This is a genomic window from Marinobacterium marisflavi, from assembly GCF_982447095.1.
Map to the genome: position 1 here is coordinate 1,233,486 of NZ_OZ457898.1, position 26,528 is coordinate 1,260,013.

The following is a 26,528-nucleotide window of genomic DNA, read 5'->3' on the forward strand; positions in this document are numbered from 1 at the left end:
TAACAAGTTTAAATGAGGAAAGGTTGTGGCCTTTGCACTCTCCCAATACTCAATGCAGCCGCTGTACGCTGATCTGCTGCCGACTGCGCTGAGTAGACTCCCTATCGCTGTTAGTATCTATGACAACGATGAGAATCTTGCCTTTGCTAACGATGCTTACCTTAGGCTTTGGAATTTTCCGTCAGAGATGCTGGAGCCAGAGAATAACGCACAGCGTTTAGCGCTCCAGCTTCAGCTGTTGGAGGCGGGGTATGCCGATATTCTCTGCGGCTCTGATTCGATCGCGACAGAGGTGCATCAGGTCCGCTTTAAAGATGGACGTCTCTACGAACTGCTTGCAATGCGTTTTGTGCCCGATATTGGCCAGCCCTTTACCCTGAAGCTCTGGATTGATCAGACAGAGCGAGAGGGCGAGCAACGCGATGTTGAGCAGCATCTAAACCTACTCAAAACTCTGACCGATCTGCTGCCTGATCAACTTTTTTTTAAAGATACCTCTCTTTGCTACACCGAGGTGAATGAGAGTTTTGTTGTACATCATAAACTTGAATCCAGTGATGCCATTCTCGGGCTCTCCGACAGCACGCTGCTGACAAAAGCCTACGCCCAACGCACCGCCGAGGAGGATCGCTACATCCTTGAGACCGGCAAGCCGATGATCAGTGAACTGCGTGAAGAGGTACGACTCAACGGCGATCACGTCTGGAATCAGACCACCAAGTTGCCTTTTTACGACAGTGTTGGCGAGGTTGCGGGGATTTTCGGTTTCTCGCTAGATGTGACCGATCAGCGTCGTAACGAGCAGCTCATCTGGCGTCAAGCCAACTATGATCATCTAACACAGCTCCCCAATCGTCGCCTACTCGCGGAGCGTTGGCACAGTGCTTGGCAAGCGCACCTGCGTGACCCTAAGGGTATCGGCCTGATATTGGTTAATCTAGACCAGTTCAAATTGATAAACGATAGCCTAGGCTTTCAGACCGGTGAGCAATTATTAGTCAGTGTTGCTGAGCGGCTGCGCCGTTGCACCCGAGGTAAGGACTCGATCGCACGCCTGAGCGGCGATGAATTTGCCATTCTGGCAACAGATATTAAAACGGATGAGGATCTTGAGGTGGTTGTACACAAGGTTCTCAAGCAGTTTAGTGAGCCGTTTATGCTGGCTGGTCATCCGGTAACGGTGCACGCAAGTGTTGGGGTGACGCTGGCACCCGAGGATGGTAGCGACTTGGATGAGATCACCATGCATGCTGACCAGGCGCTGCATGAGGCCAAGCGTAATGGCGGTAAAGCTTGGGTACGCTATTCAGAGGCTTTACATACGAGTGTCTCTAAACAGTTCAATCTCGCCAATGACCTGCGTTACGCGGTCAAAAATCAGGAGTTCTCGATCAATTTCCAACCTATAGTCGATCTGCAGAGCGATCTGGAGTGGGTTAAGGTTGAGACGCTTATCCGTTGGCATCATCAGCACCGTGGTTGGGTATCGCCGGCTGAATTCATACCTGTGGCAGAGCAGACCGGGCTGATTGTAGAGATAGGTGAGTGGGTATTCCAGGAGTCGATTGAACGGTTGGCTGAGATTCAGGCCGCGACAGGCCTGCACTTGCGAGTTTCGATTAACGTCTCACCTTTGCAACTCAAGGCGGACGGGTTCAACCCCGACGCTTGGGTTGAGAAGGCCAAATCGCTGGGCATCGCACCCAACGCGTTAATTGTAGAGATCACCGAAGGGATGTTCCTAGATCCTGATGAGAAAGTGCTCGGCCATCTGGATCGTTTGTCTCAGCTAGGTGTGCTGATCTCACTGGATGACTTTGGTACCGGTTATGCGTCGGTCTCCTTTCTGGAGAACTTCTCAGTGGATGTTTTGAAGCTTGATCGCGCCTTTGTGAACGACGCGGAGAAGACACCTAAACGTCGAATTCTCGCCGAAGCGATCATCAATATGGCGCATGCGTTAGAGCTAGAGGTGGTTGCAGAGGGAATAGAGACCGAGGCGCAGAGCGAGTGGCTACGCGCCACCGGTTGTGAGTACGGTCAGGGGTACTTCTACTCCAAACCGCTAACGCCCGGGAAGCTACAAGCGCAGCTTCTCGAACGTAAAGTCCAGCATTAATGGTTGATCATCACCATGGCTAGGCCGGTGATAGACATCAACACAGTGTATGGCAGTGCCATCCAAACCATCGTGCCGTATGACAAGCGGATCAGAGGTGCGATAGCCGAAGTTAGCAGGAACAAGAAGGCTGCCTGCCCGTTTGGCGTCGCGACTGATGGGATGTTGGTGCCGGTATTGATCGCTACAGCCAGTGAATCGAAGTGCTCACGGGTGATTTCGCCCGCATTCAAGGCTGCAACGATTTCGTTGATGTAAACAGTCGCTACAAAGACGTTATCGCTGATCGCAGAAAGTATGCCGTTCGCAACAAAGAATACCGCTGGCTGGGCCGAGACGTCTAGCGACAGAGCATAAGCAATAATCGGTTCGAACAGATGCTGTTCGTGGATCACGGAAACAACAGCGAAGAACACTACTAGGAGAGCTGTGAACGGCAGCGCCTCTTCAAAGGCTTTACCGATCTGATGCTCTTCGGTGATGCCGTTAAATGAGGTCAGCAGAATAATAACTGTCAGGCCGATCAGACCCACCTCTGCTAGATGCAGCGCTAGAGCAAAGATCAAGAACACACCCACCAACGCTTGGATAAGTAGCGCAGCGCGGTCGTTTTTCGATTTCTTTGCCGATTGAGACTGAGCGTAATCGACTAGAATCGCGCGAACGGTTTTGGGCAGACGTGCGCCGTAACCAAACTTGCGGGTCTTCTCCAGCATCCAACAAGTCGCCAAGCCTACAAATAACACCGGGATAGTGATCGGAGCCATACGGGTAAAGAACTCCACAAAGTCCCAACCAGCGCGCTGTGCGATTAGCAAGTTCTGTGGCTCGCCAACCAGGGTACATACACCACCTAGCGCAGTACCCACAGCACCGTGCATTAGCAGTGAGCGCAGGAAGGCGCGGAAATCTTCAAGATCCTGGCGGCGCTCCTCTTTTACAGCCTTGTCAGATGAGTGGTCGTGTGAGTCGTAGAAGTGCTTACCTGAGGCAACCTTGTGATAGACCGAAAAGAAGCCGACACCGACGGTAATGAGTACAGCAGTTACCGTTAGTGCATCAAGGAAGGCTGACAGAAAAGCAGCAAAAAGCGAGAAGAGCATCGACAGTGCTGATTTAGAGCGTACTTTTACCAGTATCTTCGAGAAGATCCAAAGCAGCAGATCTTTCATAAAAAAGATGCCGGCTACCATGAACATCAGCAGCAGGATGACCTCTAGGTTGGCTTCAACCTCGTGGTAGACCGAATCGGGGCTGGTCATGCCGATCAGGATGGCTTCGAGTGCCAACAGGCCACCCGGTTGAAGTGGGTAACACTTCAGTGCCATTGCGAGCGTAAAGATAAACTCGAAGATGAGGATCCAGCCAGTGACAGCCGGGCCGACCACTTGCAAGAGAATCGGGTTGATGAAGAGGAACAGAATAATAAGCTGTTTGTACCACTTAGGTGAATTACCCAAGAAGTTGCGCCACAGCCCAGACATGGTTTGCTGGCCCATAGGTTTCCTTACTCTAAAAAATTGTAGTTTTAGCGGGTGGTCGGACGTGTAATTTTGTTAGAGTAGGAGTAACCGTCTAAGGCCCGCCTCTGGAAGGCGCGCGGATTATAGCATAGGAAAAGGTTTGATTTATCTTCTCGCTTATAACAATCGTTTATTGATTGATAACAACCAACGTCTGTTTCATGGGCTCGAGAGTGTCGAGAGTCATGTCGGTTATCAATCGCCTTTGGAGACGTTAGTCGTTGAACCGAGCGTCAAGCTGATGCGGTTGAGTCGTATGCCGGCCAAGCTGGAGCAGGTTGACCTGAGATCGGCCCTTGAGCTGCTAAGCGAGGATGAGTATCGCTGGGTGTCGCGCGCACAACAGCTGCTCAGTTGGCGCTTGCAGCATCAACATTGCGGCCGCTGCGGTGACAGGATGGAGCAGGCTGACAATGAGATGGCCTTGGTCTGTAGTTCAGATCACTGCCGCAACCGGGTCTACCCGCGCATCTCGCCGTGCATCATTGTTTTAGTTGAACATGAGAACAGAGCGATTTTGGCCCACAACTCTCGCTTTACGCCCAACCGCTTCAGTACGCTGGCGGGTTTTGTTGAGGCAGGTGAGACGGTGGAACGAGCCGTTGCTCGTGAAATTCGTGAAGAGGTCGGGGTAGAGGTAAAGGGTCTGCGCTACTTCAAATCGCAAGCCTGGCCCTTCCCTGATTCACTGATGCTCGCCTTTCATGTTGAGTACGCCGGTGGCGAGCTACAACCAGATGGTATTGAGATCAGTGAAGCGCGCTGGTTTACCGTTGAGGATCTGGACACTGTGGATCTTCCACCACCCTTCTCAATCTCACGCCAGCTTATCGACGACTGGGTTGCTCGCCAAAAAGCGGCTAAGACTTGAACAGTTTGCCGAGGCGTGTCGCCAGCATGACGTTACCTTCAGCGCGCAGTAGACCCTTCATATAAGCGCTCATACCATCCTGCTCACCCATGATCACTTTGACCAGCGTCTCCTCATTGAGACGCAAGGTGATGTCAGGGTCTTTGTGGTCACCCCAGTCAGCTGTTAACTGCTGCTGGCGTACGTCGAGATAGAAAGAGTCGGCATCTTCAAGCGCAAATTGGAACACCGCCTCGAGGCCCGCGGCGTTATCGGCATTGAATCGCTCAGTTAACTTAGCGAAGATACGCTGAACATTGATCTCGTTTGACATCTTTTACCTGTTGAGTTGGCGGCAAATCGTTGGCGCTATGGTAACCTACCCCAAAGTGTATCTACAGCATTGACTGAGGATTGAATGACCGAATTTCTGACTGAATATGGAATCTTTTTAGCGGAGACAATCACTATTGTGGTTGCTATAGCGATAGTGATTGCCCTGATTGCTGGTGCTGCAGCGCGACGCAAGCAGGATCGCGATGGAGAGATTCTGGTGCACTCTCTCAACGAGCACTTTGAAGATATGCAGCATGCGCTGGAAGATTCGGTACTCGATGAGTTTCGCCTCAAGCAGATGGCCAAAGAGGAGAAGAAGCGGGACAAGGCCGAAGCTAAAGAGCGCAAAAAAGCGGCAAAGAGAGGTGAGGATGAGCCAGATCGTAAACGTATTTATGTTCTCGATTTTGATGGTGATATTCACGCCTCAGATGCTGAATCCATGCGTCAGGAGGTGAGCGCCATACTGAGCCTGGCCCGTGAAGAGGATGAAGTTGTAGTGCGCCTAGAGAGCCCTGGGGGGCTGGTGCACAGCTACGGCTTTGCGGCCTCTCAGTTGGAGCGTATCCGTCGTCGCAATATTCCTTTGACCATTTGTGTCGATAAGGTCGCTGCGAGCGGTGGCTACATGATGGCCTGTATCGCCAATAAACTGCTTGCCGCGCCCTTTGCACTGATTGGTTCGATCGGTGTAGTCGCGCAGATCCCGAACTTCCATCGGCTGCTACAGCGCAATGATGTTGATTACGAGGTCCTCACTGCGGGTGAGTACAAACGCACCTTGACGATGTTTGGTGAAAACACCGAAGCGGGTCGCAAAAAGTTTGTTGAAGAGCTCGAAGACACCCACGATCTGTTCAAACAGTTTGTCAGTGAGTACCGCCCGAATCTCGATATCGAAAAAGTCGCGACCGGTGAGGTTTGGTTTGGCCGACGTGCGGTTGAGAACGGCCTAATAGATGGTATTGAGACCTCTGATGACTACCTCTTCAACGCTGTCGAAGAGGCTGATATCTATAAAGTAACCTATGAAGAGAAACGCTCTTTGCAGGAGAAGCTTCAAGGTATGGGCGCTAATGTGGTCGACGCCAGTATCGGTAAACTCTGGTCGCGCCTGACACAGAGCCGTTTCTGGGCGCGCTAATGGCGCAACAGCGAATCGAAGTCTCAATCACTGAGCAGACGTTGACGCTGCTGCGTGACGACCGCCCCGCTGCGCATTGGTCGATCTCTACGGCCAGTGCTGGGGCAGGGCAGCAAGAGGGGAGCGGGTGTACGCCGACCGGCCTGCATCGCATTCGTCTGAAGATAGGTGAGGGCGCACCCGAGAATGCGGTGTTTGTGGGTCGCAGAGCAACGGGAGAGGTCTACTCGCCAGAGCTAGCCGCTCGCCATCCAGAGCGCGATTGGATACTCACTCGAATACTTTGGCTTCAGGGTCAGGAGTGGGGACACAACCGCGGCGGTTGCGTCGATAGTCTCCGGCGCTATATTTATATTCACGGCACACCTGATACCGAACCTATGGGCCAGCCGGCATCGCATGGCTGTATCCGCATGAGAAATGAGAACCTGCTGGAGCTCTTTGAGCAGGTCGATACCAACACACTGGTAAGGATTGAAGAATGACGACTGGCGCGTTGATGCTTGATATCGCAGGCACAGAATTGACGAAAGTGGAGGCTGAGCAGCTCAAACGTCTCGAGGTGGGTGGTCTGATTCTTTTTGCGCGCAACTACGAGTCGCCAGCTCAGTTACGTACCCTGATGGTTGAGATCCGCGCGGTGCGTCCAGATCTGCTGGTTGCGGTCGATCAAGAGGGTGGTCGTGTCCAACGCTTCAAAGAGGGCTTTACCCGTCTGCCGCCAATGGCGGTGCTGGGGCAGCGTTGGCAGCAGGATGCCGGCAGCGCTATCGCACAGGCGCATGAGATGGGTTGGCTATTGGCTACCGAGCTGCGTGAGTATGATATCGATCTCAGTTTTGCCCCTGTTTTGGACTTAGACTACGGCGTCTCTACCGTTATTGGCGATCGTTCTTTTGCTGCGTCGCCCGAGTGTGTAGAGCAGTTGGCTGGTGCGCTGATGTCCGGTATGCATGAAGCGGGCATGGCGGCCACCGGAAAACACTTCCCCGGACATGGCGCAGTTGAGGTTGATTCGCATCATGGTTTGCCGGTTGATGAGCGCAGCTTTGCGCAAATTGAAGCCCAGGATCTTAAGCCTTTCAGCGCGCTTATTCGCCGTGGTTTAGATGCAATTATGCCGGCCCATATTCAGTACACCCAGGTCTGCTCGCAACCGGCCGGTTTTTCAGAATTCTGGCTGCGGCGGCAACTGCGTGAGGCGTTGCGCTTCGACGGTGTCATCTTTAGTGATGATCTGAGTATGGAGGGCGCTGCTGGAATGGGGTCTTATGCCCAGCGCGCAGAGGCCGCTCTCGCTGCCGGTTGTGACATGGTATTGGTATGTAACGCGCCCGAGGCTGCGAGCGAAGTACTCGGCTACTTGGCTGCGCGCACGGAACCGGCATCGCACCGCATCGCCCGCATGCGTGCACGTCCCAAGCGCCAAGCTGATCCGGAACGCTTAGCGCGAGCCCGCACGTTGGCGGCCTCGCTCGTCGCGCTGGCGGAGAGTGCTGTATGAATGTGTTATTGAGCTGGATGCTCGACCCGCTGTTCCTGCTGATCCCTTCGCTACAGGTCTACTCCTGGGCACTGCAGGGTCTATTGATTCTTCTGTTCACCGGTATCGTTGGGTTTATGGTGAATGCTTTGCTGGCGCGGATTGTCCGTCGACTTGGTCAGGGACACCCGCGTTGGAGCGAGCTCATTCTCGATGGTGTACGCAGACCGCTATCAGTTCTGGTTTGGGTGGTGGGGATTACGCTGTCGCTGCAGATTGCCGCTAAGGCGCTCGATGACATTACACTCGACGCAGCCGAGCACTTCCGTAGCGTCGCCTATATTCTACTGATTGCTTGGGCGCTTATTCGACTGGTAACGCGTATAGAAGCGCGGTTAGTGCAGGGTGAGGCCGGCAAGCCTGGGATGGATCGTACCACCGCAGATGCTATCGCTAAGCTGATTCGTCTCAGTGTGCTGGTGATGTCGGGTCTGGCCCTGTTGCAGAATCTGGGGGTTAGTATCTCCGGTATCCTCGCCTTTGGTGGTGTCGGTGGTTTGGCTGTCGGTTTCGCAGCTAAAGACCTATTGGCTAACTTCTTCGGTGGGCTGATGATCTACATGGATCGTCCATTTAAAGTGGGCGACTGGATCCGCTCACCCGATAAGGAGATAGAGGGCACCGTTGAAGAGATCGGCTGGCGTCTGACGCGTATCCGTACCTTCGATAAGCGCCCACTCTATGTGCCCAACTCGACGTTCGCCAATATCGCGGTTGAGAACCCTTCTCGTATGACCAACCGTCGGATTTACGAGACCATTGGTGTTCGCTACGACGATGCCGCTCAGGTTGAGTCGATCGTTGCAGGCATCAAGTCGATGCTTGAGCAACATGCGGATATAGATCAGACCCAAACAATGATCGTTAACTTGAATCGTTTTGGTCCCTCATCGCTCGATATCCTGATCTACACCTTTACCAAGACCACGGTTTGGGTGGAGTTTCATGAGATCAAACAGGACGTGCTGCTAAAGATTATGGAAGTCATCACGTTACATGGCGCGGAGGTCGCATTCCCGACTCAGACCCTGCATCTTGCATCAACGCCCGAGGCGGAGGTGTAGGAAGGATCTTCGGCGTAGCCGAAGGTCGCGACCTTCGCTACGCTCAGGTCCCTCCTACACAAAACCATGCCTAACTATCTAAGCCCCTATTCTCCGGAAGTGCAGCAGCAGGCCATCGCCATGCTTGATGCAAATCGAGCGGGCGTATGGCTGCTAAAACGCTATCCAGAGCCGCATCAGCTCAGCTCAGAGCGGGCGCTTTATGACTATGCGCAAACGATGAAAAATCAGTTTATGCGCAGTTCGTCGCCGATCTCCAAAGTGATCTATGACGATAAGATTCATGTGATCAAAAATGCGTTGGGGTTACACACGTTTGTATCACGGGTGCAGGGGAAAAAACTCAAGGCGAAGAATGAGATCAGGATCAGTGCGCTGTTCCGTGCGGTGCCGGAGCCCTTCTTGCGCATGATTCTGGCGCATGAGTTAGCGCATCTGCGTGAGAAAGAGCACAACAAGGCCTTCTACAAACTCTGCGCTTACATGGAGCCTGATTATCATCAGTTAGAGTTTGAGGTGCGTCTCTATCTTGCGCACCTGGAGCGCTATGGTGCGATTTGGTGATGAGAGTAGGAGGGAGGCAGCAGAAGGCTATTTCCTGATCCTGCACCGATCCGATGTGGATTTAAGTCGGGAAATACGCTTCGCGTAAGTCCCTCCTACAAAAGCCTCAGTAGATCGGGTCTTGGCCCGACAACTCGCGATCGGTAATTCGGCTGTCGCGACCTCGGCTGCGCCGAGATCCCTCATACAAAAACCTTAAGACTCGGCGTCTTTAACGGGGCGAAATAGTACCAACATCCCTAACACCGGATGATCGATGTAGTGTGTCTCTTTTGAGCGCATGCGACGACTCTCCTGCATGCGGATGACGCTGCCGGCCTGTTCCGCGCCAGTAGCAGTGTAGAGGTTCACCTCAGGGTAGACGTGCAGGTAGCGCAGACGTTCGATGCGTACAGTTCCTTCGAATGCACCAAAGGGGTCGACCAGCATCAGTGTGGTCTCTGTATTGGGGTTGAACTGTTCTAGCCAAGAGTTGTGGTAGAGCACTTCATAGCCCTGGCTTGTCAGGCGAGCCGCCTCATCAGTCAGCGCATAGTCACTCTTCTCGAGCTCCTCATTTGCACTCAGCGGCATGCCATCGTTGGGAAGTGGCAGGCGAGCGTTAGTGAAGTCAATCGCTGGTAGATCAGTTGGCCAGCTCTCTTCGGTGTAGGCGGGAATCTTCTGTTTGAACAGAACCATCTCAACGGTGTAGAGATTCTCCTGCTCTTTGAGTTCAGGGGCTAGCGGCAGGACAGTTTCATCCTCGGCCTGCACCTGCACGGCTGCCGTGCTCAGGCTCAGACCCATTAAGAGCGCAGCAGTGGCCTGCTTCAACTTCATCCTCACTCTACTCCTTAGTTGCTTCTCTCTAACTGTTTAGTCAGTTCTCTACCTGGCTTTCTATCCAGCTATCTATCTAGCTAGGCTGCCTTGGGTTCTAACATTGACAACAGCGCTTCCAAAGTCTGGAAGCGGGTCTCCGGCTGCGCCATCGAGTTGTTAAAACGCAACGCCGTTGCTCCATCCAGTTTATAGACTGTTGGCTTGCTCTGCACCAGTTTAACCAGCGTCAACGGATCGACCTCAGTCTCCTCACCGAACTCAAGGCGACCCGACTCAGCACCCACATCAATCTTATCGATACCCAAGCGCTCAGCATTGAGCTTAATACTAGTCTGACGTATCAGGTTTTGCAGTGATGGTGGTAACAGACCAAAGCGATCGATCATCTCTACCTGCAACTCCCGCAGCGCTTCATCCGATTTCGCCGCGGAGATGCGTTTGTAAAGAATCAGTCGGTTATGTACGTCTGGCAGATAGTCATCGGGAATCAATGCAGGCAAGCGCATATTGATCTCGCAGCCGCCGCGCAGCGGCTTATCGAGGTTCGGTGTTTTGCCATCCTGAATCGCTTTAACAGCCTGATCGAGCATCTCCATGTAGAGACTGAAGCCGATCGTCTGCATCTGACCGCTCTGTTCATCACCCAACAACTCCCCGGCACCGCGGATTTCGAGGTCATGGGTCGCCAGCGTAAAGCCAGCACCGAGGGTGCTTGCCTCTTCAATCGCTTCGAGCCGCTTCAAGGCGTCTTTGGTCATCGCTTTGGGGTGTGGCGTCAGCAGATAGGCGTAGGCCTGGTGGTGCGAACGACCCACACGACCGCGCAGCTGGTGCAGTTGAGCCAGACCGAACTTATCTGCCCGGTCAATGATAATGGTATTGGCGTTGGGAACGTCGATACCGGTTTCGATAATGGTGGTACAGACCAGGACATTGAAACGCTTGTGGTAGAAGTCGCTCATCACCTGCTCGAGCTCGCGCTCGCGCATCTGTCCATGTCCCACGCCGACGCGAGCCTCAGGAATCATCTCCGTCAGCTTACGTGCGGTCTCTTCAATCGTTTTCACTTCGTTATGCAGCAGATAGACCTGACCACCACGCAACAGCTCACGCAGGATGGCCTCTTTGATAAGGGGTGCATCGTACTGACGTACAAAGGTTTTCACTGACAGGCGTCGCGCCGGCGGAGTCGCGATGATCGACAGATCTCGCATACCAGACATAGCCATGTTGAGGGTTCGCGGAATTGGCGTTGCAGTCAGCGTGAGTATATCGACCTCAGAACGCAGAGATTTGAGGCGCTCTTTCTGCTGCACACCGAAGCGGTGCTCCTCATCGATAATCAGTAGGCCAAGGTTGGCGAACTCGATATCACCCTGAATCAGCTTATGCGTGCCAATCAGGATATCTACCTGCCCCTTCTGGACCTGATCGATGATAGCATCCTGCTGCTTGCTGGTACGGAAGCGCGAGATCAGCTCCACTTTAACTGGCCAGTCAGCGAAGCGGTCGCGGAAGTTCTCGAAGTGCTGTTGTGCCAGCAGTGTCGTTGGTACTAGCACGGCGACCTGTTTGCCAGCCTGTGCAGCGATAAAGGCGGCACGCATCGCTACCTCGGTTTTACCGAAGCCAACATCACCACAGACTAAGCGGTCCATAGGTTGTGGAGCCTGCATATCGCGGCGAACTGCTTCGATCGCCATCGCCTGGTCGGCGGTCTCCTCAAATGGGAATCCACGCGAGAACTGCTCGTACATCTGATCATCTAGACTGTACTGGAAGCCCTCGCGAGCGGCGCGTCGAGCGTAGATATCCAGCAGCTCTGCTGCGGCATCACGTACCTTCTCTGCGGCTTTACGTCGTGCTTTGCTCCACTGTTCAGTACCCAGTTTGTGGAGTGGTGCGCTCTCATCGCCTGCGCCTGAGTAGCGGCTGATCAGATGGAGTGAACCCACCGGCACGTAGAGCTTCGAGCCCTGAGCATACTCCAACGTGAGGAATTCGGTTGGTGAGTTGTCTATATCGATCGTCTGCAGGCCCAGATAACGGCCCACGCCGTGATCCAGGTGCACTACGGGACTACCGATGGTGAGCTCTGACAGGTGGTTGATCGCTTGATCAGCGTCGACCTTTGCTTTGTCGCGTCGGCGGCGTTGGAATACCTGATTACCGAACAGTTGCGCTTCGGTTATCAGCTGCACGGAACCGGGAATATAGAGGCCACGTTCGATCGGAGCAACACAGATCGAGACCTTCTCTGGTGCTTTCAGGAAGGCTGCCCAGGAGTCGAAAAGCTTGGGTTTGATCTCCATGGCACCGAGCTGGGTAAGAAGTGCTTCACGCCGGCCTGCGGATTCAGCACAGATCAACACCGGCTCAGCCGCAGTACTGATCAAATTAGCCAGTGGCCGCAGTGGCTCTGCTGCGGTTGGCGCCGCACTCAGGCTGGGTGGCTCACAGCTCTCCAGATTATCACGCCCCGGCTTAATCTCTTCGGGTGTCAGACTCAGTCTAACCATCGGCCAGTTTTTCAGCTGACTGGCAAGTGTATCGGCCGTCAGAAACAGCTCATCAGGTGACAAAATCGGACGCGTCAGGTCGCCCTGACGCTCTTCAAATCGGTTGCGTACGCTGGTTTCAAAAGCTTTTGCGGCATCATGTCCGCCCGCATGTTGAACAATAAGCGTTTTTGAAGGTAAGTAGTCGAATAGCGTTGCACACTGTTCGAAGAAGAGTGGCAGATAGTACTCAATACCGGCCGGTGCAAGACCTGAAGAGACATCCTGATAGATCGGGCAGTTGCCGTAGTCCACATCGAAGCGCTGGCGCCAGCGCGCTTTGAATTGATCAATCGCCTCTTTGTGGAAGGGGTGCTCGCGTGCTGGCAATATGCGCACCCGCTCGACCTGCTCTACGGAGCGCTGAGTCTCTGGATCAAAGGTGCGAAGTGTATCAATCTCATCATCAAACAGGTCGATACGCAGTGGTTCACTGCTACCCATTGGGTAGAGATCAATGATGGCACCGCGCACGGCAAACTCACCATGCTCGTATACGGTATCAACCAGCGAATAGCCCGCATCAATTAACTGAGTGCGCATCTGATCGGGGTCGAGCTGTTGGCCCGCCTCCAACCAGAAAACATTGCCGCCTACATACTCTTTAGGTGCAATACGTTGCATAGCAGTTGCTACCGGCACCACCAAGACGCCGCGGCGCATCGCCTGTAGCCGGTACAGGGCCTCTAAACGCTGAGAGACGATATCCTGATGCGGAGAGAAGTTGTCATAGGCCAGCGTCTCCCAATCGGGAAAGAGCAGCACAGGAAGCTGTTCGCCAGCGAAGAAGCGGATCTCACGGCGCAGTCGACTAGCACTCTCGGAGTCGTTGCAGAGGATTAGGATCGGACGCTCTTCAGCCTGACTAAGCTGCTCTACTAACCAACCTGCCGCGGCGCCTTGCACCGAACCGACCCGTCTGAGGTCGCCAGCTCTAGTGGGGGGCGTAAAGGGGAGGGGGACGCTCAATGTCAGGCTCCTGCAGCTCGAAAAATAGAGCGCACAGTTTAACGATCATTACTGCTTTGCAAAACCGTCAAATTTCAATTGGCTAGATAGGAATGTACAGCTGAGGATGAAGAGTGCAGCGCCCCATAGGCAGGTCTCAAGTCCATAAGCCTGGTAAAGGTATCCGGATAGCAGCGTACCGATTAGTCGCCCAGCAGCATTAGCCATGTAGTAGAAGCCAACATCGAGTGAAACTGCATCACGATCAGCAAGGTTCACAATCAGATAGGAGTGTAGTGAGGAGTTGATCGCAAATAGGGCTCCAAAGACGAGCAGGCCAATGACTAACCAACTGCCGGGGTCTGAGCTAGTGGGTAATAGTGTTGCGAGGGTTAACAGGGGCACGAGCAGCACCAGCGACCAGAGCACAGGTTGGGCTCGGTTGGGCTGCGCGTTACTGCGCTTGCCGGTGATGTAGGGGGCCAAGGATTGTACAACACCATAGCCGATAACCCAGAGCGCCAGAAAACTGCTTACCTCGGTGTGCGCCCATCCTAGCTCTGCGCTCAGATAAACCGGTAGGGCCACGACAAACCAGAGATCCCGCGCACCAAATAGAAACAGGCGTGCGGCTGACAAAATATTGATATTGCCGCTTTTCGAGAAGATTTGAGAGAACTTAGGTTTACTTTTAGCAACGCCTAAATCCCTTCCCAAATTTACGAGGCTTAAGAACAGAGTAAAACTGAGCAATGTTGCCATTACCAGCACAGCGCCCTGAAAACCGAGCCACCAAAGCAGGAACCCGCCCAAGAAGAAGCCCGCACCTTTAAGGCTGTTCTTAGAGCCGGTAAGAAACGCAACCCAACGATAGAGCGACTGATTGGCCCCGTCAGGAATCAACAGTTTAATCGCGCTTTTTGCGCTCATTTTGTTGAGGTCTTTAGCAATGCCTGAGAGTGCTTGAGCCGCCATCACCCAGGGAACTGTAAGCATTGCTGCGGGTACCAGAAGCATCGCGAGCGCGACCACCTGAAGACCCAGTCCGATATTCATCGTTCGGTTCAGGCCGATACGCGCACCGAGCCATCCGCCCACCAGATTGGTGACCACACCGAAGAACTCATAGAAGAGAAACAGCAGAGCGATCTCGAGCGGCGAATAGCCGAGCGTATGAAAGTGCAACACCACCAACATACGCAGGGCGCCGTCGGTGAGTGTGAATGCCCAGTAGTTGCCTGTTACAAGCAGATACTGGCGTACACCTGGCGAGAACTGGCTGAGCAAGCTTATTGCTCGAGTAGCGCTACGTAGCGGGCCAGATCAGCGGTGCGGTTAACGTAGCCCCACTCGTTGTCATACCAAGCGTAGATCTTCGCCTGGGTGCCGTTTATCACCATCGTGGATAGTGCGTCGATGATGCTCGAGCGCGGATCGGTTTTGTAGTCGATAGAGACGAGTGGGCGCTCTTCGTAGCCGAGGATATCCTTCAGCTCACCTTCGGCAGCCTCTTTAAACCAGCCGTTTAACTCCTCTGCCGAGGTTGCGCGAGAGAGCTCAAACACGCAGTCGGTGAGTGAGGCGTTAGCGAGCGGCACACGAATGGCATGGCCGTTCAGTCTGCCAGTAAGCTCTGGGAAGATCTTAGTGATCGCCTTGGCTGAGCCTGTTGTAGTCGGAATCAGGCTAGTGCCACAAGCACGTGCCCGACGCAGATCCTTATGCGGTGCATCCAGAATCGTTTGGGTGTTGGTAAGATCGTGTACGGTGGTCATTGAACCGTGCACTATACCTATTTTCTCTTGTAGCACCTTGACCACGGGCGCCAGGCAGTTAGTTGTGCACGAGGCTGCAGTCACAATACGGTGCTGAGCAGGATTGTAGAGGTTATGGTTAACGCCATACACGATATTCAGTGCGCCCTCATCGGCAACCGGAGCTGTCACGACGACGCGTTTTACACCCTGGTCTAGGTAGGCCTGCAGCGCATCCAGACTTTTGAACTTACCGCTCGCCTCAATAACTAGGTCACAGTTGCTCCAGTCCGTCTCGGCGATAGATCGGTTATTAGTCACTTGGATCGCACGTCCATTAATCATGATGCAATCGGCTTCGCTGATCGCTTCAGATGCCCAGCGACCATGAACGGAATCGAAATTGAGCAGGTGGGCATGGGTTGCAGCATCACCGGCAGGATCGTTGATCTGTACAAATTCAAACTCTGGCCAGTCAAATGCTGTGCGCAGCACCAGACGACCCATACGACCAAAACCATTAATACCAACACGAACAGCCACAGACTTATCCTCTTGAGACGGGCATATGCAGAACTACGCCAAATAATAAGTCAGAATTGTGACACATTTTTTAAATCCAATGGAGAGGAGCAGTAGGTCTGTAAGAAAAGTCTTTTACGACATTCAAGACAATAATTGGCGCAATCTCAGATGCCGGTCTATCTTTCTCTACATAAACACAAAGATATGGATGTCTCTACACTCGAATCCCTATGACAGCGTCCGGTAAATCATCACTTTCTCTGCTAGCGACCCTAGCGTCAGTTGTACTCGCGGGTATCTTGGTTCATCAACTTGCCAGCCGCCTCGTTGCGCAGCGGCTGGAGAGTGCGGTAGTGACCGCGAGTGAAGCAGCCAATCAGGATCTGACGCTACTATTCATCAACGATCTGTATGATGCGATTGAGCCCGCCATTAGGCTCAGTTCCGATATTACTCAGCAGAATAACGCGCTTAGCCCCGAGGAGTACGCTCGGATTAACGGTCGTATTCGCGAGTTCATGCTGGGCACCGATTTTCTCAAGATAAAGCTGTATAACCTGCGTGGCACAACGCTCTACTCATCTGATTCTAACCAGCTCGGCGCGGACTACTCTGCCAACCCGGGCTTTAAAGCTGCGATGCGTGGCGGTTCCTACTCAGTCTCTGAACTGCGCTCAGAGTTTGGCGGCTACAGCGGTGTGGTATACGACCGTGATGTGGTCTCCAGTTACGTACCGGTAAGGCGTTCCGTTGATGGGGCAAACGCTGCCGGGCGGATTATTGGCGTGGCAGAGATCTATGCTGATCGAACTGAAGAGATGAACGCAGTGCGCGCTTCCGCTAGTGAACTGAGCTTTATGTTGGCCTTAGCGATGTTTCTGGTGTTGGTGCTGATAGTAGGGGCCGTGTGGTACCTATCCCTCAGCATGACTGAACGTTACATTCGTGATGCTGAGGAGAGTAAGATGACGGACCGAAAAGGTGGGTTGAACGAATGATCGCGTCCCAGTCGAGTCGCAGACTGTTAGTGATAATGGTTGTGGCTACTTTGATGGTTACGACCGGTCTACTTGCAATTACCTACTGGCATACGCGCAATGTTGAACGCTCTTCTCTGGTCTACACTGCGCGGCAATATGCCAGCCTGATCTCCTATCTGCGCAACTTCTACGCTGAAGAGATCCTACCGAGCGTCAGCGGCTCCAATATAGAGATTACTCACGACTATCATCAGCGAGACAACGCCCTGCCAGTCCCGGCGACCCTGTCAAAAGATTTTGCCGATTACGCTAACTCGTTCAGCGGTGACATACGCTTTGATATTGTTAGCAACTACCCCTTCCCCTGGCGCGAGCAGAAGCGTCTGGAAGGGTTCGAAGCGCGTGCGTTAAACGAGCTCTCGGTGCTGCGAGGCGAGAAAGATTATTTGGAGTACATTCCGGAGAATGGTCGGGACATCCTCAACCTCGCACTGCCTCTGCGTATGACCGCAGGCTGCGTTGCTTGCCACAACTCCCATCCGGACTCACCGAAAAAAGATTGGGTGGTCGGTGATGTGCGCGGTATACAGGTGGTTCAAGTACCGATTATCCACCTCGCAGAAGAGCAGCGCTCAAGCGTTTTGTTGCTGATCGCTTTCATAGTGACCTCTTTTGTTGTCACCTTCTTTGTTATCGCGAGCCTGTCCAACCGTAACCTTGTGATCATGAACAACCTGCGCTTGAGCAACCGCAAGCTAGGCTCTGCGATGAATGACCTGGTTCAGGCTCGCGACGCGGCCGAAACTGCGAGTCGAGCTAAATCCGAGTTTGTTGCCAACATTTCACACGAAATCCGCACGCCAATGAACGCTATTATCGGCATGTCGGAGCTTGCGATAGATGATGACCGAGCGGTCGGTGGGCGCAGTTACTTTGAGCGTATCCATGAAGCCTCGACCAGCCTGCTGAACGTGATCAACGATCTGCTTGATTTTGCCAAAATTGAAGCGGGTAAGGTGGAGCTGGAGCGTATCGACTTTGAGCTCCGCCATCTAGCAGAGTCGGCGCTGGATTCGATTCGTATTCAGGCACGCCGCGAGAACGTCGCTGTGCGTCTGGAACTGGATAGAGATTTGCCGCGCTATCTGCGTGGCGACCCAACACGTTTGCGCCAGGTGTTGGTCAACCTGCTCTCTAATGCGGCTAAGTTTACTGCCAAGGGGGAGATAGCGCTTCGAATTGACTACGTTAAACGCCCCGTTGGCGACAGAGTCGCCTTTAGTGTGCGCGACACCGGTATTGGGATCAGTTCTGAGCTCAGAGAGCGATTATTCAAACCCTTTGAGCAGGCAGATGGCAGCACGACGCGTCGCTTTGGCGGTACCGGTTTGGGGCTGACTATCTCCGTGGATCTAGTGCATCTGATGCAGGGCGAGCTTTGCGTTGAGAGTGAGTTAGGTCAGGGTAGCTGTTTTAGCTTTGATATCCCGCTTGAACCCGGCGAGAAACCGTTGATAGATCCCGCCTCGGCGGTGAAGCTGCCGTCTGAGTCCGACGCTCCCGACACCAAACCGCTGCATGGCAAAGAGGTACTGCTGGTTGAAGATAATGAGATGAATCAGCGCGTTGCGACGGCATTCCTTGAGCGCTTCGGTTTAATCGTCCATCTGGCAGTTGACGGTATCGAGGCTATCGAGCGGGTTGAGATGCAACACTTTGACCTGGTGTTGATGGACGTGCAGATGCCCCGCATGGATGGTTTAACTGCGACGCGCGAGCTACGCAAATCCGGCTTTGCCAAACTACCGATTATCGCAATGACCGCTCATGCGAGCTCTGAAGCGAGGGCTGAAAGTCTGGCTGCAGGTATGGACGAGCACATATCCAAGCCTATCGACAGTCGTGAACTCTATCGAACCTTAGTGAGTGCGCTCGCTCCCGAGGTTGCTCAGTCTGCCGATCAGGCGGAAGCGGCCGTCGCTGAAGTGATTCCCGAAGTGGACCACCTTGATCCTGAGGTTGCACAGCTAGCCAAACAGCTGGCGCCTGAGATTGATCCTATCGTTGGCATGAAGCGCTCATGCGCCAATCTGGAAGAGTACATCGAAGAGGTGTTAGAGGATTATCGCGATCGCTTCCATGAAACCGTCGAGAAAATCAGTGAGGCTGTAGCTGCAGAGGAGTGGCAGGTAGGGGCAGATCTGGCGCATAACGTTAAGTCGGTTAGCGCAATGCTCGGGGCCCAAAGCCTCTCTGAGGCGTTTGCCGCCGTAGAGCAGAGCCTGCGCAAAGAGGAACTTGATGATCTAGATGCCCAGCTGCAAACGCTGCGCTACCGCGACGCAGCGGTACATCAACGAATTCATGCCTATTTTGAGCAGGATGCTGAGGGTTCGGGCTCTTCGCGCCAAGCTCAACACACTATCGAAACCGTCGAGCAAGAGCCTCAGATCGATCCACTGGAGCTGAAGCTGGCGCAGTTGGTGGATGAATTGTCATCGGGTAAGGCGAAGACCGCTGCTCTAACGCTGAATGAGCTCAAGCCTGCTCTAAAAGGGGCGAAACTCAGTGCACTGCACCTTGAACTCGAAGAGTTAATCGAAGAGCAGGATTTTGATGAGGCAGAGCGTACTCTGCGCAAGATTATGCTGCGTCTCGGCTGATATATAGGTTCTTGTAGTCTAGTTGAGAATGATTCTTATCTAACCGTTGTATCTCAATAAAATCGGCAATTTTGCCTACTTTGGTATAAATAATTTTTCGTCCATTCTGGCCTACTTATTGCTGAGTTTGGTAAGAGATACGTAATTTACTTACGCACCGTCGTCGAGCGGTCAGCGTTTTTATATTTGATGCGTATTTTTACAACAAAAACAGGAATTTGGGTGTTTGTGAGGGTTGTGGCCGGAGTTGTCAAGGCTGTGGCAATCTGCCTCTAAACCCAACCAACATAGACTTGTATTTGGAGCCTGACGTGACTCAAGAACTGATGCTAGCAGAGTGGAATGCCCGTGAATCAATTGCTGAGGCGATGATCCCATTGATCGGACGCCTCTACCGCGAATCTAATGTAGAGACCTCTATCTTTGGTCGTCTCTGTGTAAAGAATTCAGTAATCAATCTGCTCAAATCACATCGCTATGTACGTCAGATCGAGGGTGAAGAGCTCTCTGTCGTTGATACTTTTCCGGTACTTGAACGCGTCGCACAGATGGGTGTCAGCAACGCCCATGTGGATCTGGGCAAGCTTGCAGTTAACTTCCGTAAACAGGGCGGTGGTGATCTCGGTGCCTACTTAGCTAAAGAGCTTGCTCCAGCAATGGAAAGCGACGAGAACGATGGCCAGGATGTTGTGCTCTACGGTTTCGGTCGCATCGGTCGCCTGCTAGCGCGTCTGATGATCAACCGCTCGGGTGCAGATCACTCCCTCAAACTACGCGCTATTGTGGTACGCAAAGGGAAGGCGGAGAACGACCTAGAGAAACGCGCCAGCTTGTTGCGCCGTGACTCAGTGCATGGTTCATTCAACGGCACCATTCAGGTTGATGCAGCCAACGAAGCGCTGATCGTTAACGGCAACCTGATTAAGGTAATTTTCGCGAGCGCACCTGAAGAGGTGGATTACACCGCCTACGGTATCAACAATGCGCTGGTGATCGATAATACCGGCATGTTCCGTGACAAAGAGGCGCTGTCTCGCCACCTACAATCCAAAGGGGCATCACGCGTGATCCTTACCGCGCCAGGTAAGGGCGTGAAGAACATCGTAATGGGTGTAAACCAGTCCGATATCACCGCTGAAGACACAATTTTGTCAGCAGCTTCTTGTACAACCAACGCCATCACTCCTGTGCTTAAGGCGATGGATGACGAGTATGGCGTCGTGAATGGTCACGTCGAGACGGTACACTCTTACACTAACGATCAGAACCTGATCGACAACTACCACAAAGGTGATCGCCGTGGCCGCGCTGCTGCGCTGAACATGGTGATCACCGAAACGGGCGCCGCTAAAGCTGTCTCTAAAGCGTTGCCACAGCTTGAAGGTAAACTTACAGGTAATGCGATTCGCGTTCCGACACCGAATGTTTCAATGGCGATTCTGAATCTCAACCTCGGGAAAGAGTCGGATCGTGAGTCACTCAATGACTACCTGCGCAACGTAGCGGTGCACTCTAAGTTGCAGAAGCAGGTGGGGTACTCTAATTCGCCTGAAGCGGTATCAACGGACTTTGTCGGTTCGCGCTCTGCAGGGGTTGTGGATGCGTTGGCAACCATCTCGAGCGGTAAGAGCTGCGTGCTCTACGTATGGTATGACAATGAATTTGGTTACAGCTGTCAGGTGCTGCGTCTCGCGCGTCAGATCAGCGGTTGTACACTGCCAGCGTTCCCAATCGAAGGCTAATCAATGCTCCGCAATAAGATTGCGGATCAAACCTCTGAGCCCCTCAAACGCGAGGGGCTTATTACAGAGTGCCGAGACCCCAGCATTCTGAATAGCCGCCAAGTTTGCCTCATTCTGCTCCGACGTAATCATCAAAATCGGCAGAGTCGCCTGGGTTGAGTCCTGGCGTATATGCTCCACTAACTCACGACCGTCCACCTCGGGCATGTTGTAGTCCGAGATGATCAGGTCAAACTCTCGATCGTTGAGCAACTGCAGGGCCTCTGCTCCGTTCTCTGCCTCAGCGACCTCGTTGATGCCGATGGAAGTGAGTATTTGGTGCACATAGCGGCGCGACATTCGGCTGTCATCAACAATTAGAACGCGCAGGAATTCAAACTCCTCATCTCCCTCCTCATGCTGAGCATCAAGGTAGGCGAGGGTGCTGGCGAGAGCGCGTGCCAAGTCCTCCTCTTTGAAGGGTTTTGGCAGAATTGCAATAGAGCCGGACTGACGAATTGGTTCTAGATAGCGGTAATGAGTCTCGGATGAGACCAGCAGGAAAGTCACCTCGGCCAGACGCTCTGTCTCGCGCATCTCGTGTAGCAGTTCCGAGCCAGTCATATCACTTAGATGCATCGACGAGAGCACCAGATCAGGCATGACGGTTTTCATACGCTCGAGCGCTGGAAGAGCCGCATCAAACTCCTCAATATCGTTTACGCCTTGGCGCTCTAATGCGGCAACAATCAGTTTACGCTGCATATTTGAGGGCTCGATTACGATCGCTAGAAGGTCACTAACATTCATCTGAAGATCCTGAGCTGGAGAAGCGGTTCTTATTAACCCTTTCAGTCTAGCACCGAATCCAGAGACTGGCTGAGGTGGGGGAGTTGCTTTAAACTTGGCGCTCAGAACCAGTTTTCTTAAGAAGGCAATTGAGTGAAGTCCTACCTCTTTACGACTGATGATGGGCGCGGCGGCGTTATTCTCTGTGACATCGACACAATGGAGGATGTGGTACCGTATCTACAGCAACGCTTCAAAGGCGTTGTACGTGTGGAGCAGGGGCACTCGGAGTGGACCCTTGAAGGTGGTTTTGCCGAATTTACACCCGTACCAGTGACTGAGGCGATGGTAGATGGAGGAGTCAGTTCAGAGCCTGTGGACGGCGCTGAGTTGGAAGTACAGACCGGTGAAGGCGCTCTACAAGAGGCGGATCCGCAGCTCCAAGATGCCGGGATCAGGGTTCTGGAAGCAGAGGCAGTTGTACAACCTAGCCCAAGCGATCCCGAAGAGGACTCGATGACAGGATCGCTGTTCTAACTTTGAGTGCTAGGTTTATCGCCGGCGCTGACGCAACTGACGTTGACGTTGCTCATCCTCAATGCGAATAGGTTGCAGTGCCGCTTTTTCAGAGTTTGCCTTCAGACTTTTCAGACCAACCCAAACAACTGCAGCCAGAGCTGCTGTAACCAGTAACAAAGACATAATCGCCTCCATTGGATACTTCTCCTTATACCTAACTCTTTATCCCTAGCTTAGACCAACATCTGCAGTCGCGTTAGAACCACTCATCACGTGGCTTTCGGCGTTTCGGCAGGTTTGGAATGATCAAACCAATAATGACACCGGCTAGGGCGATGATGCCGCCATGAGTGAGCCAACGCATCAGATTGGACTGATCCATGTTCTGCAGTTCAAATTGCAGATCTCTAATTTGGGTATCACGCTTCACGACCTGTTCGGTGAAGTCACCATTTTCGCTCTCTAGTGTTGTAACGCGTGCGCGCAAAATTTGGATCTCGTCAGCCTGCTGTTTTACCTGCGCTTCGCGCTCTGAAAGCGTTTGCTGCAGCACCGGAAGCTGCTCCAGCGCGCTGCGGCCCTCTGCAACGTAGCGACTTGGGACCCAGCCCTCGCGTTCACTCTCGAGTCGGATCTTGGTGTAGTCTCCTGAGGTTTCGAGGATCTCCACCGCTTCACCGCTGCGTACACGCCCACTGATACGGTACTCGTAACTGGGTCCTGAGTGCATAAACAGTTGTACATCATCAGCGATGAAAGCAGCCTGAACGGGAGCTACAAACAGGGCGAAGGCGAGGGCAGAAGAGGAGATAAGACGTTTTAACATAAACAACCCAGAAAAAATTAACCAAGCAAATCAAACAACAATAATCGAAACTTTGAGTGACCAAACAGTTGTTGACTAAACTATACTGCGACGTATGAGTCAAACCTTAACAACATTTGCCGCATGCAGATAAGACAGACTATTTTAGCCCGACTGGAGATAGAAACGAACCATGCCTGAACTAGATGTGTTACTAGAGACTTACGTGGTGCCCTGGGGGATCAACTTTGGCCTGGCGCTCGTCATATTTATTGCCGGTCGTTGGATAAGCGGTCTGCTGGGCAAGGTGCTGAAGAGAGTGCTCGAGCGCACCAAGCTCGATCAGATGTTGGTGCGCTTTATTCTGTCGATAGTGTCTGTACTTCTGACACTGGTGGTCGTAGTTGCCTCGCTCGGACAACTGGGTGTTGATACTACTTCGCTGATCGCCTTGGTGGGCGCTGCAGGTCTTGCTATCGGTCTTGCGCTACAAGATTCACTGAAAAACTTCGCCGCGGGTGTGCTACTGATCTTCTTCCGTCCATTCAAAGAGGGAGACTTTGTTGAAGTTGCCGGTGTATCAGGCATTGCTGAAAGTATCACGATTTTTAGTACGGTAATGCGTACCGGAGATAACCGTGAAGTGATAGTGCCAAATGGAGCGATCTACTCAGATACTATTACCAACTATAACCGTCGCCCTACACGGCGTGTCGATATGGTGTTTGGCATTAGCTACGATGATGATCTGCGCAAAGCGAAAGCTATTCTGATGGAGATCGTAAAGGCAGATCCGCGAGTATTGCCTGAGCCAGAACCGGTAGTTGCGGTGGGTGCTCTAGCAGACAGCAGCGTTAACTTTATCGTGCGCCCCTGGGTGAACACTTCAGACTACTGGCCTACCTTCTGGGATATCACCGAGAAAGTGAAGCTGCGCTTTGATGAAGAGGGTATCTCAATTCCCTATCCCCAGATGGATGTGCACGTGAAACGCGACGCAGAGTAATTCTGTATGAGGGAGAAAGCGCGCAGCGCTATTTCCCGATTTGTCCCCCTGATGGTTATCGCGAAATAGCGCTACGCGCTACATCGTTCCTACTGATGTTGTGGCGTTACTCCGTGGGCTTGCCGCGCCGGTCCAGCTTCTTGATCAGATCCTCGCGCTCTACCTGCAGACGCTGGGCCGTCACTCGGTAATCGAAGATCTCTTTGTACTGACGGTCCACTGTCTCCTCAAGCTGTTCCACGCGACGCTGAAGGCTCTTGAGCTTCTGCGTCTGCTCTTCGTTGGACTCCTGCAGGCGGGCTAGCATATCAATCCCTTCGCCGTCTGAATCGTTCTCGATAACTGAGGCGTTAAGTTCGCTTGCGAGGTGGCTGAAGAGCGAGCGCAGATCAGCTGCTTCACGCTCAGAGTAGTCAATCGCCTCTTCAATCGCCGAGTGGGCCGAGGCCGCGCCTATAGAACCCGCTAGGCGCTGCTCGATCATGCGGTGAAGCTCCATTAGCTCGATAATAGTTAGGGTCGACTTGCTACCCAGTTGTAGGTCCTCACAGACGCTCTGCAACATGAGATCTGCTTTATCGCCGGTTAGGTAGCGTTTGAGTAGTTGCTCAACCTCAACCATCTTCGGTTCGCGCAGGATGTAGGACTCCAGGCCCGTCGGTCTGGCGTGGCGGAACACAGTAGACTCACCTTTCTCCATCGTATCGAAAAGTTCGACTCGTAGGCTGCGCTCCATCTTGTGGGGACGGTAAGCGAGGCTACCGACAATGTAGAAGAGAAGATTAAAGCCCAATGACCAGAATACTGAGTGCGCCAACGACGGTAGGCCTTCATAACCAAACAGGGCTTCGGGACGTAGCCAGAACTGGCCAAACAGGCCGTCGGTCATCAGCGAGGCATCAATCCAGCCCTCACGCACCATCGCGGGTATTACTAAAGTGAATGCCCAAAGACCGTAGCCCACGAGCAACCCTAGGGCTGCGCCGAGCGAGTTGCCTCCACGCCAAAACAGCCCTACCAATCCGGCAGGTACGAGTTGCAGGATAGCGGCAAAAGAGATTAGGCCAAGCGCGACTAGAATATAGCTCGCATGCAGGCTAGCGGCGAAACCGTAAGAGAGCATCAGTATCAGTACGACTAGCGCCCAGCGAATCTCTAGCAGTGAGCTGGCGAGGTTAGTACCGGGTCGCAAGCGGCGCCAGATAGGTATCACCAGGTGGTTGGATGCCATTGTGGCCAATGTCAGTGTGGTGACAATGATCATGCCGGTGGCTGCCGCAAAACCGCCGATATAGGCGATGAGAGTAAGCGCGGGTGAGTTAAGTAACTGCGGTATCAGCAGCACAAATTGATCTCCCTGTTCGGCCGGTAATCCGAGCAACAGGCCGGCGCCAGCGAGTGGGATAACAAACAGATTGATCAGAATCGTATAGAAGGGGAAAAGGCCGACCGCCGTGCTTAGATGTTCCGGGTTGGAATTTTCGACTACAGTGACGTGGAACTGACGCGGCAGTAACACAATGGCAGCGGCGCCAAGTAGGATCAGCGCTACCCAACTGTAGCCGGCACCCTCCGAGCCAAAGGAGTAGACCTGCTGCAGTCCGGCTTGGTCGAGTTGACGCAGTATATCGCTGAAGCCATCAAACACCCCGTAGGTGACATAGGCACCGAGTGCGAGCAGCGCAAAGAGCTTAACTAGGCACTCGGCAACCAGAACTGCGATGATCCCCTCGTGGCGCTCGGTCGGATCCAAGCGGCGTACCCCAAAGATGATAGTGATCAGCGCCATCATAAGTGTGATCAATACGCCATCAAGGCTCCAACCAATGGTTTCGGTGCTAGGCGTGAGTAGATCAACAGCACTGCCAATGGCACGCAACTGCAGCACAATATAGGGCATTAAGCCGATCAAACAGGCCAGAGTTACCAGTGCGGCGATCCGCTGAGAACGACGGTAGCGCGTAGATATCAGATCCGCTACTGAGGTGAGGCGCAGGTTCTGTTTTGCCAGAATCATCCGCTTAAGCGCTTTGGCACCGAAGATTAAGCCGGCTATTGCACCGACGTAGATTGCGAAAAACTGTAGGCCGTTATTAATCGCAAAGCCGACACTGCCGTAAAAGGTCCAACTGGTGAAGAAGACTGCCAGCGACAGTGCATATACCCAGGGCGAATTGGTAAAACCGCCACGCACGCGTGCGCGCTTCTCCACATAGACCGCCAAAACAAAGAGCAGCCCGAGGTAGCTAAGTGTGATGATCGACAGTGTTAGGGTTGAGAACATTGGTCGGC

The 26,528-nt window shown here is 53.1% G+C and carries 22 protein-coding genes; 12 read left to right on the top strand and 10 right to left on the bottom strand.

What is annotated here, in order from left to right:
- The first annotated feature begins 25 nt into the window (after positions 1-25).
- Positions 26-2,119: a putative bifunctional diguanylate cyclase/phosphodiesterase gene (locus tag AC1WNR_RS06125; RefSeq protein WP_481643638.1), complete on the top strand. Its 2,094-nt coding sequence runs from the start codon at positions 26-28 to the stop codon at positions 2,117-2,119.
- Here the strand turns inward: AC1WNR_RS06125 and nhaB are convergent.
- Positions 2,116-3,618 carry a sodium/proton antiporter NhaB gene (gene nhaB / locus AC1WNR_RS06130; protein ID WP_481643639.1) on the bottom strand — a complete coding sequence of 501 codons (1,503 nt, stop codon included), beginning with the start codon at positions 3,616-3,618 and terminating at the stop codon, positions 2,116-2,118. The genes AC1WNR_RS06125 and nhaB overlap by 4 nt on opposite strands.
- A gap of 124 nt (positions 3,619-3,742) precedes the next feature.
- Between nhaB and nudC the strand changes: the two genes are divergently transcribed.
- Positions 3,743-4,513: an NAD(+) diphosphatase gene (gene nudC, locus AC1WNR_RS06135; protein WP_481643640.1), complete on the top strand. Its 771-nt coding sequence runs from the start codon at positions 3,743-3,745 to the stop codon at positions 4,511-4,513.
- On the opposite strand, the gene AC1WNR_RS06140 is transcribed toward nudC, so the two are convergent.
- On the bottom strand, positions 4,503-4,826 hold the full coding sequence (locus AC1WNR_RS06140) for an SCP2 sterol-binding domain-containing protein (protein ID WP_481643641.1): 324 nt from the start codon (positions 4,824-4,826) through the stop codon (positions 4,503-4,505). The genes nudC and AC1WNR_RS06140 overlap by 11 nt on opposite strands.
- 84 nt (positions 4,827-4,910) lie before the next feature.
- On the opposite strand from AC1WNR_RS06140, the gene sohB reads away from it, so the two are divergent.
- The 5 genes from sohB to AC1WNR_RS06165 all read left to right on the top strand — a co-directional run bounded on the left by sohB (position 4,911) and on the right by AC1WNR_RS06165 (position 9,143).
- Complete coding sequence (gene sohB / locus AC1WNR_RS06145) at positions 4,911-5,972, top strand: protease SohB (protein WP_481643642.1); 1,062 nt, start codon at positions 4,911-4,913, stop codon at positions 5,970-5,972.
- Positions 5,972-6,457 (top strand): L,D-transpeptidase family protein, encoded by a 486-nt coding sequence (locus AC1WNR_RS06150; protein WP_481643643.1) that lies wholly within the window; start codon positions 5,972-5,974, stop codon positions 6,455-6,457. Before sohB ends, AC1WNR_RS06150 begins: the two co-directional genes overlap by 1 nt.
- Entirely contained in the window at positions 6,454-7,476 is a 1,023-nt protein-coding gene (gene nagZ / locus AC1WNR_RS06155; RefSeq protein WP_481643644.1) for a beta-N-acetylhexosaminidase, read from the top strand. The genes AC1WNR_RS06150 and nagZ overlap by 4 nt, the downstream gene beginning before the upstream one ends.
- Positions 7,473-8,579: a mechanosensitive ion channel family protein gene (locus AC1WNR_RS06160; RefSeq protein WP_481643645.1), complete on the top strand. Its 1,107-nt coding sequence runs from the start codon at positions 7,473-7,475 to the stop codon at positions 8,577-8,579. The genes nagZ and AC1WNR_RS06160 overlap by 4 nt, the downstream gene beginning before the upstream one ends.
- Positions 8,580-8,645: 66 nt before the next feature.
- The gene (locus tag AC1WNR_RS06165) at positions 8,646-9,143 is read left to right on the top strand and encodes a M48 metallopeptidase family protein (protein WP_481643646.1); all 498 of its coding nucleotides are present in this window, start codon (positions 8,646-8,648) and stop codon (positions 9,141-9,143) included.
- Between the two features lie 195 nt (positions 9,144-9,338).
- Here AC1WNR_RS06165 and AC1WNR_RS06170 read toward each other — a convergent pair whose 3' ends face one another.
- The 4 genes from AC1WNR_RS06170 to AC1WNR_RS06185 all read right to left on the bottom strand — a co-directional run bounded on the left by AC1WNR_RS06170 (position 9,339) and on the right by AC1WNR_RS06185 (position 15,771).
- Positions 9,339-9,965, bottom strand: a complete 627-nt coding sequence (locus AC1WNR_RS06170) for a CsiV family protein (RefSeq protein ID WP_481643647.1) — start codon at positions 9,963-9,965, stop codon at positions 9,339-9,341.
- Between the two features lie 80 nt (positions 9,966-10,045).
- Positions 10,046-13,501: a transcription-repair coupling factor gene (gene mfd, locus AC1WNR_RS06175; RefSeq protein ID WP_481645367.1), complete on the bottom strand. Its 3,456-nt coding sequence runs from the start codon at positions 13,499-13,501 to the stop codon at positions 10,046-10,048.
- Between the two features lie 42 nt (positions 13,502-13,543).
- Positions 13,544-14,761: an organoarsenical effux MFS transporter ArsJ gene (gene arsJ / locus AC1WNR_RS06180; RefSeq protein ID WP_481643648.1), complete on the bottom strand. Its 1,218-nt coding sequence runs from the start codon at positions 14,759-14,761 to the stop codon at positions 13,544-13,546.
- A gap of 2 nt (positions 14,762-14,763) precedes the next feature.
- On the bottom strand, positions 14,764-15,771 hold the full coding sequence (locus AC1WNR_RS06185; RefSeq protein ID WP_481643649.1) for an ArsJ-associated glyceraldehyde-3-phosphate dehydrogenase: 1,008 nt from the start codon (positions 15,769-15,771) through the stop codon (positions 14,764-14,766).
- A 212-nt stretch (positions 15,772-15,983) separates the two neighbouring features.
- Between AC1WNR_RS06185 and AC1WNR_RS06190 the strand changes: the two genes are divergently transcribed.
- The 3 genes from AC1WNR_RS06190 to AC1WNR_RS06200 all read left to right on the top strand — a co-directional run bounded on the left by AC1WNR_RS06190 (position 15,984) and on the right by AC1WNR_RS06200 (position 21,138).
- A complete protein-coding gene (locus AC1WNR_RS06190) occupies positions 15,984-16,751 on the top strand; it encodes a hypothetical protein (RefSeq protein WP_481643650.1) in 768 nt (255 codons plus the stop codon).
- Positions 16,748-19,396, top strand: a complete 2,649-nt coding sequence (locus AC1WNR_RS06195; protein ID WP_481643651.1) for a response regulator — start codon at positions 16,748-16,750, stop codon at positions 19,394-19,396. The genes AC1WNR_RS06190 and AC1WNR_RS06195 overlap by 4 nt, the downstream gene beginning before the upstream one ends.
- 311 nt (positions 19,397-19,707) lie before the next feature.
- Positions 19,708-21,138 carry a glyceraldehyde-3-phosphate dehydrogenase gene (locus AC1WNR_RS06200; RefSeq protein WP_481643652.1) on the top strand — a complete coding sequence of 477 codons (1,431 nt, stop codon included), beginning with the start codon at positions 19,708-19,710 and terminating at the stop codon, positions 21,136-21,138.
- Here the strand turns inward: AC1WNR_RS06200 and AC1WNR_RS06205 are convergent, their stop codons facing one another.
- Complete coding sequence (locus tag AC1WNR_RS06205) at positions 21,139-21,927, bottom strand: response regulator (protein ID WP_481643653.1); 789 nt, start codon at positions 21,925-21,927, stop codon at positions 21,139-21,141.
- A 132-nt stretch (positions 21,928-22,059) separates the two neighbouring features.
- On the opposite strand from AC1WNR_RS06205, the gene AC1WNR_RS06210 reads away from it, so the two are divergent.
- On the top strand, positions 22,060-22,443 hold the full coding sequence (locus tag AC1WNR_RS06210) for a hypothetical protein (RefSeq protein WP_481643654.1): 384 nt from the start codon (positions 22,060-22,062) through the stop codon (positions 22,441-22,443).
- Between the two features lie 15 nt (positions 22,444-22,458).
- Here AC1WNR_RS06210 and AC1WNR_RS06215 read toward each other — a convergent pair whose 3' ends face one another.
- Together AC1WNR_RS06215 and AC1WNR_RS06220 are read right to left on the bottom strand one after the other, a co-directional pair.
- Entirely contained in the window at positions 22,459-22,608 is a 150-nt protein-coding gene (locus tag AC1WNR_RS06215) for a hypothetical protein (RefSeq protein WP_481643655.1), read from the bottom strand.
- Between the two features lie 73 nt (positions 22,609-22,681).
- Positions 22,682-23,251 (bottom strand): TIGR04211 family SH3 domain-containing protein, encoded by a 570-nt coding sequence (locus AC1WNR_RS06220; protein ID WP_481643656.1) that lies wholly within the window; start codon positions 23,249-23,251, stop codon positions 22,682-22,684.
- 172 nt (positions 23,252-23,423) lie between these two features.
- Between AC1WNR_RS06220 and AC1WNR_RS06225 the strand changes: the two genes are divergently transcribed.
- Complete coding sequence (locus AC1WNR_RS06225; protein ID WP_481643657.1) at positions 23,424-24,236, top strand: mechanosensitive ion channel family protein; 813 nt, start codon at positions 23,424-23,426, stop codon at positions 24,234-24,236.
- Positions 24,237-24,342: 106 nt separating this feature from the next.
- Here the strand turns inward: AC1WNR_RS06225 and AC1WNR_RS06230 are convergent, their stop codons facing one another.
- The gene (locus AC1WNR_RS06230; RefSeq protein WP_481643658.1) at positions 24,343-26,520 is read right to left on the bottom strand and encodes an SLC5/6 family protein; all 2,178 of its coding nucleotides are present in this window, start codon (positions 26,518-26,520) and stop codon (positions 24,343-24,345) included.
- Positions 26,521-26,528: the final 8 nt, after the last annotated feature.

What these genes read in the sequence shown, in the direction of transcription:
- AC1WNR_RS06205 (WP_481643653.1), bottom strand. Translation starts at nt 21,927, where the DNA reads ATGAATGTTAGTGACCTTCTAGCGATCGTAATCGAGCCCTCAAATATG.
- AC1WNR_RS06195 (WP_481643651.1), top strand. Translation starts at nt 16,748, where the DNA reads ATGATCGCGTCCCAGTCGAGTCGCAGACTGTTAGTGATAATGGTTGTG.
- AC1WNR_RS06165 (WP_481643646.1), top strand. Translation starts at nt 8,646, where the DNA reads ATGCCTAACTATCTAAGCCCCTATTCTCCGGAAGTGCAGCAGCAGGCC.
- AC1WNR_RS06160 (WP_481643645.1), top strand. Translation starts at nt 7,473, where the DNA reads ATGAATGTGTTATTGAGCTGGATGCTCGACCCGCTGTTCCTGCTGATC.
- nagZ (WP_481643644.1), top strand. Translation starts at nt 6,454, where the DNA reads ATGACGACTGGCGCGTTGATGCTTGATATCGCAGGCACAGAATTGACG.
- AC1WNR_RS06215 (WP_481643655.1), bottom strand. Translation starts at nt 22,608, where the DNA reads ATGTCTTTGTTACTGGTTACAGCAGCTCTGGCTGCAGTTGTTTGGGTT.
- AC1WNR_RS06190 (WP_481643650.1), top strand. Translation starts at nt 15,984, where the DNA reads ATGACAGCGTCCGGTAAATCATCACTTTCTCTGCTAGCGACCCTAGCG.
- AC1WNR_RS06225 (WP_481643657.1), top strand. Translation starts at nt 23,424, where the DNA reads ATGCCTGAACTAGATGTGTTACTAGAGACTTACGTGGTGCCCTGGGGG.
- AC1WNR_RS06220 (WP_481643656.1), bottom strand. Translation starts at nt 23,251, where the DNA reads ATGTTAAAACGTCTTATCTCCTCTTCTGCCCTCGCCTTCGCCCTGTTT.
- AC1WNR_RS06140 (WP_481643641.1), bottom strand. Translation starts at nt 4,826, where the DNA reads ATGTCAAACGAGATCAATGTTCAGCGTATCTTCGCTAAGTTAACTGAG.
- AC1WNR_RS06170 (WP_481643647.1), bottom strand. Translation starts at nt 9,965, where the DNA reads ATGAAGTTGAAGCAGGCCACTGCTGCGCTCTTAATGGGTCTGAGCCTG.
- AC1WNR_RS06230 (WP_481643658.1), bottom strand. Translation starts at nt 26,520, where the DNA reads ATGTTCTCAACCCTAACACTGTCGATCATCACACTTAGCTACCTCGGG.
- AC1WNR_RS06150 (WP_481643643.1), top strand. Translation starts at nt 5,972, where the DNA reads ATGGCGCAACAGCGAATCGAAGTCTCAATCACTGAGCAGACGTTGACG.
- nhaB (WP_481643639.1), bottom strand. Translation starts at nt 3,618, where the DNA reads ATGGGCCAGCAAACCATGTCTGGGCTGTGGCGCAACTTCTTGGGTAAT.
- sohB (WP_481643642.1), top strand. Translation starts at nt 4,911, where the DNA reads ATGACCGAATTTCTGACTGAATATGGAATCTTTTTAGCGGAGACAATC.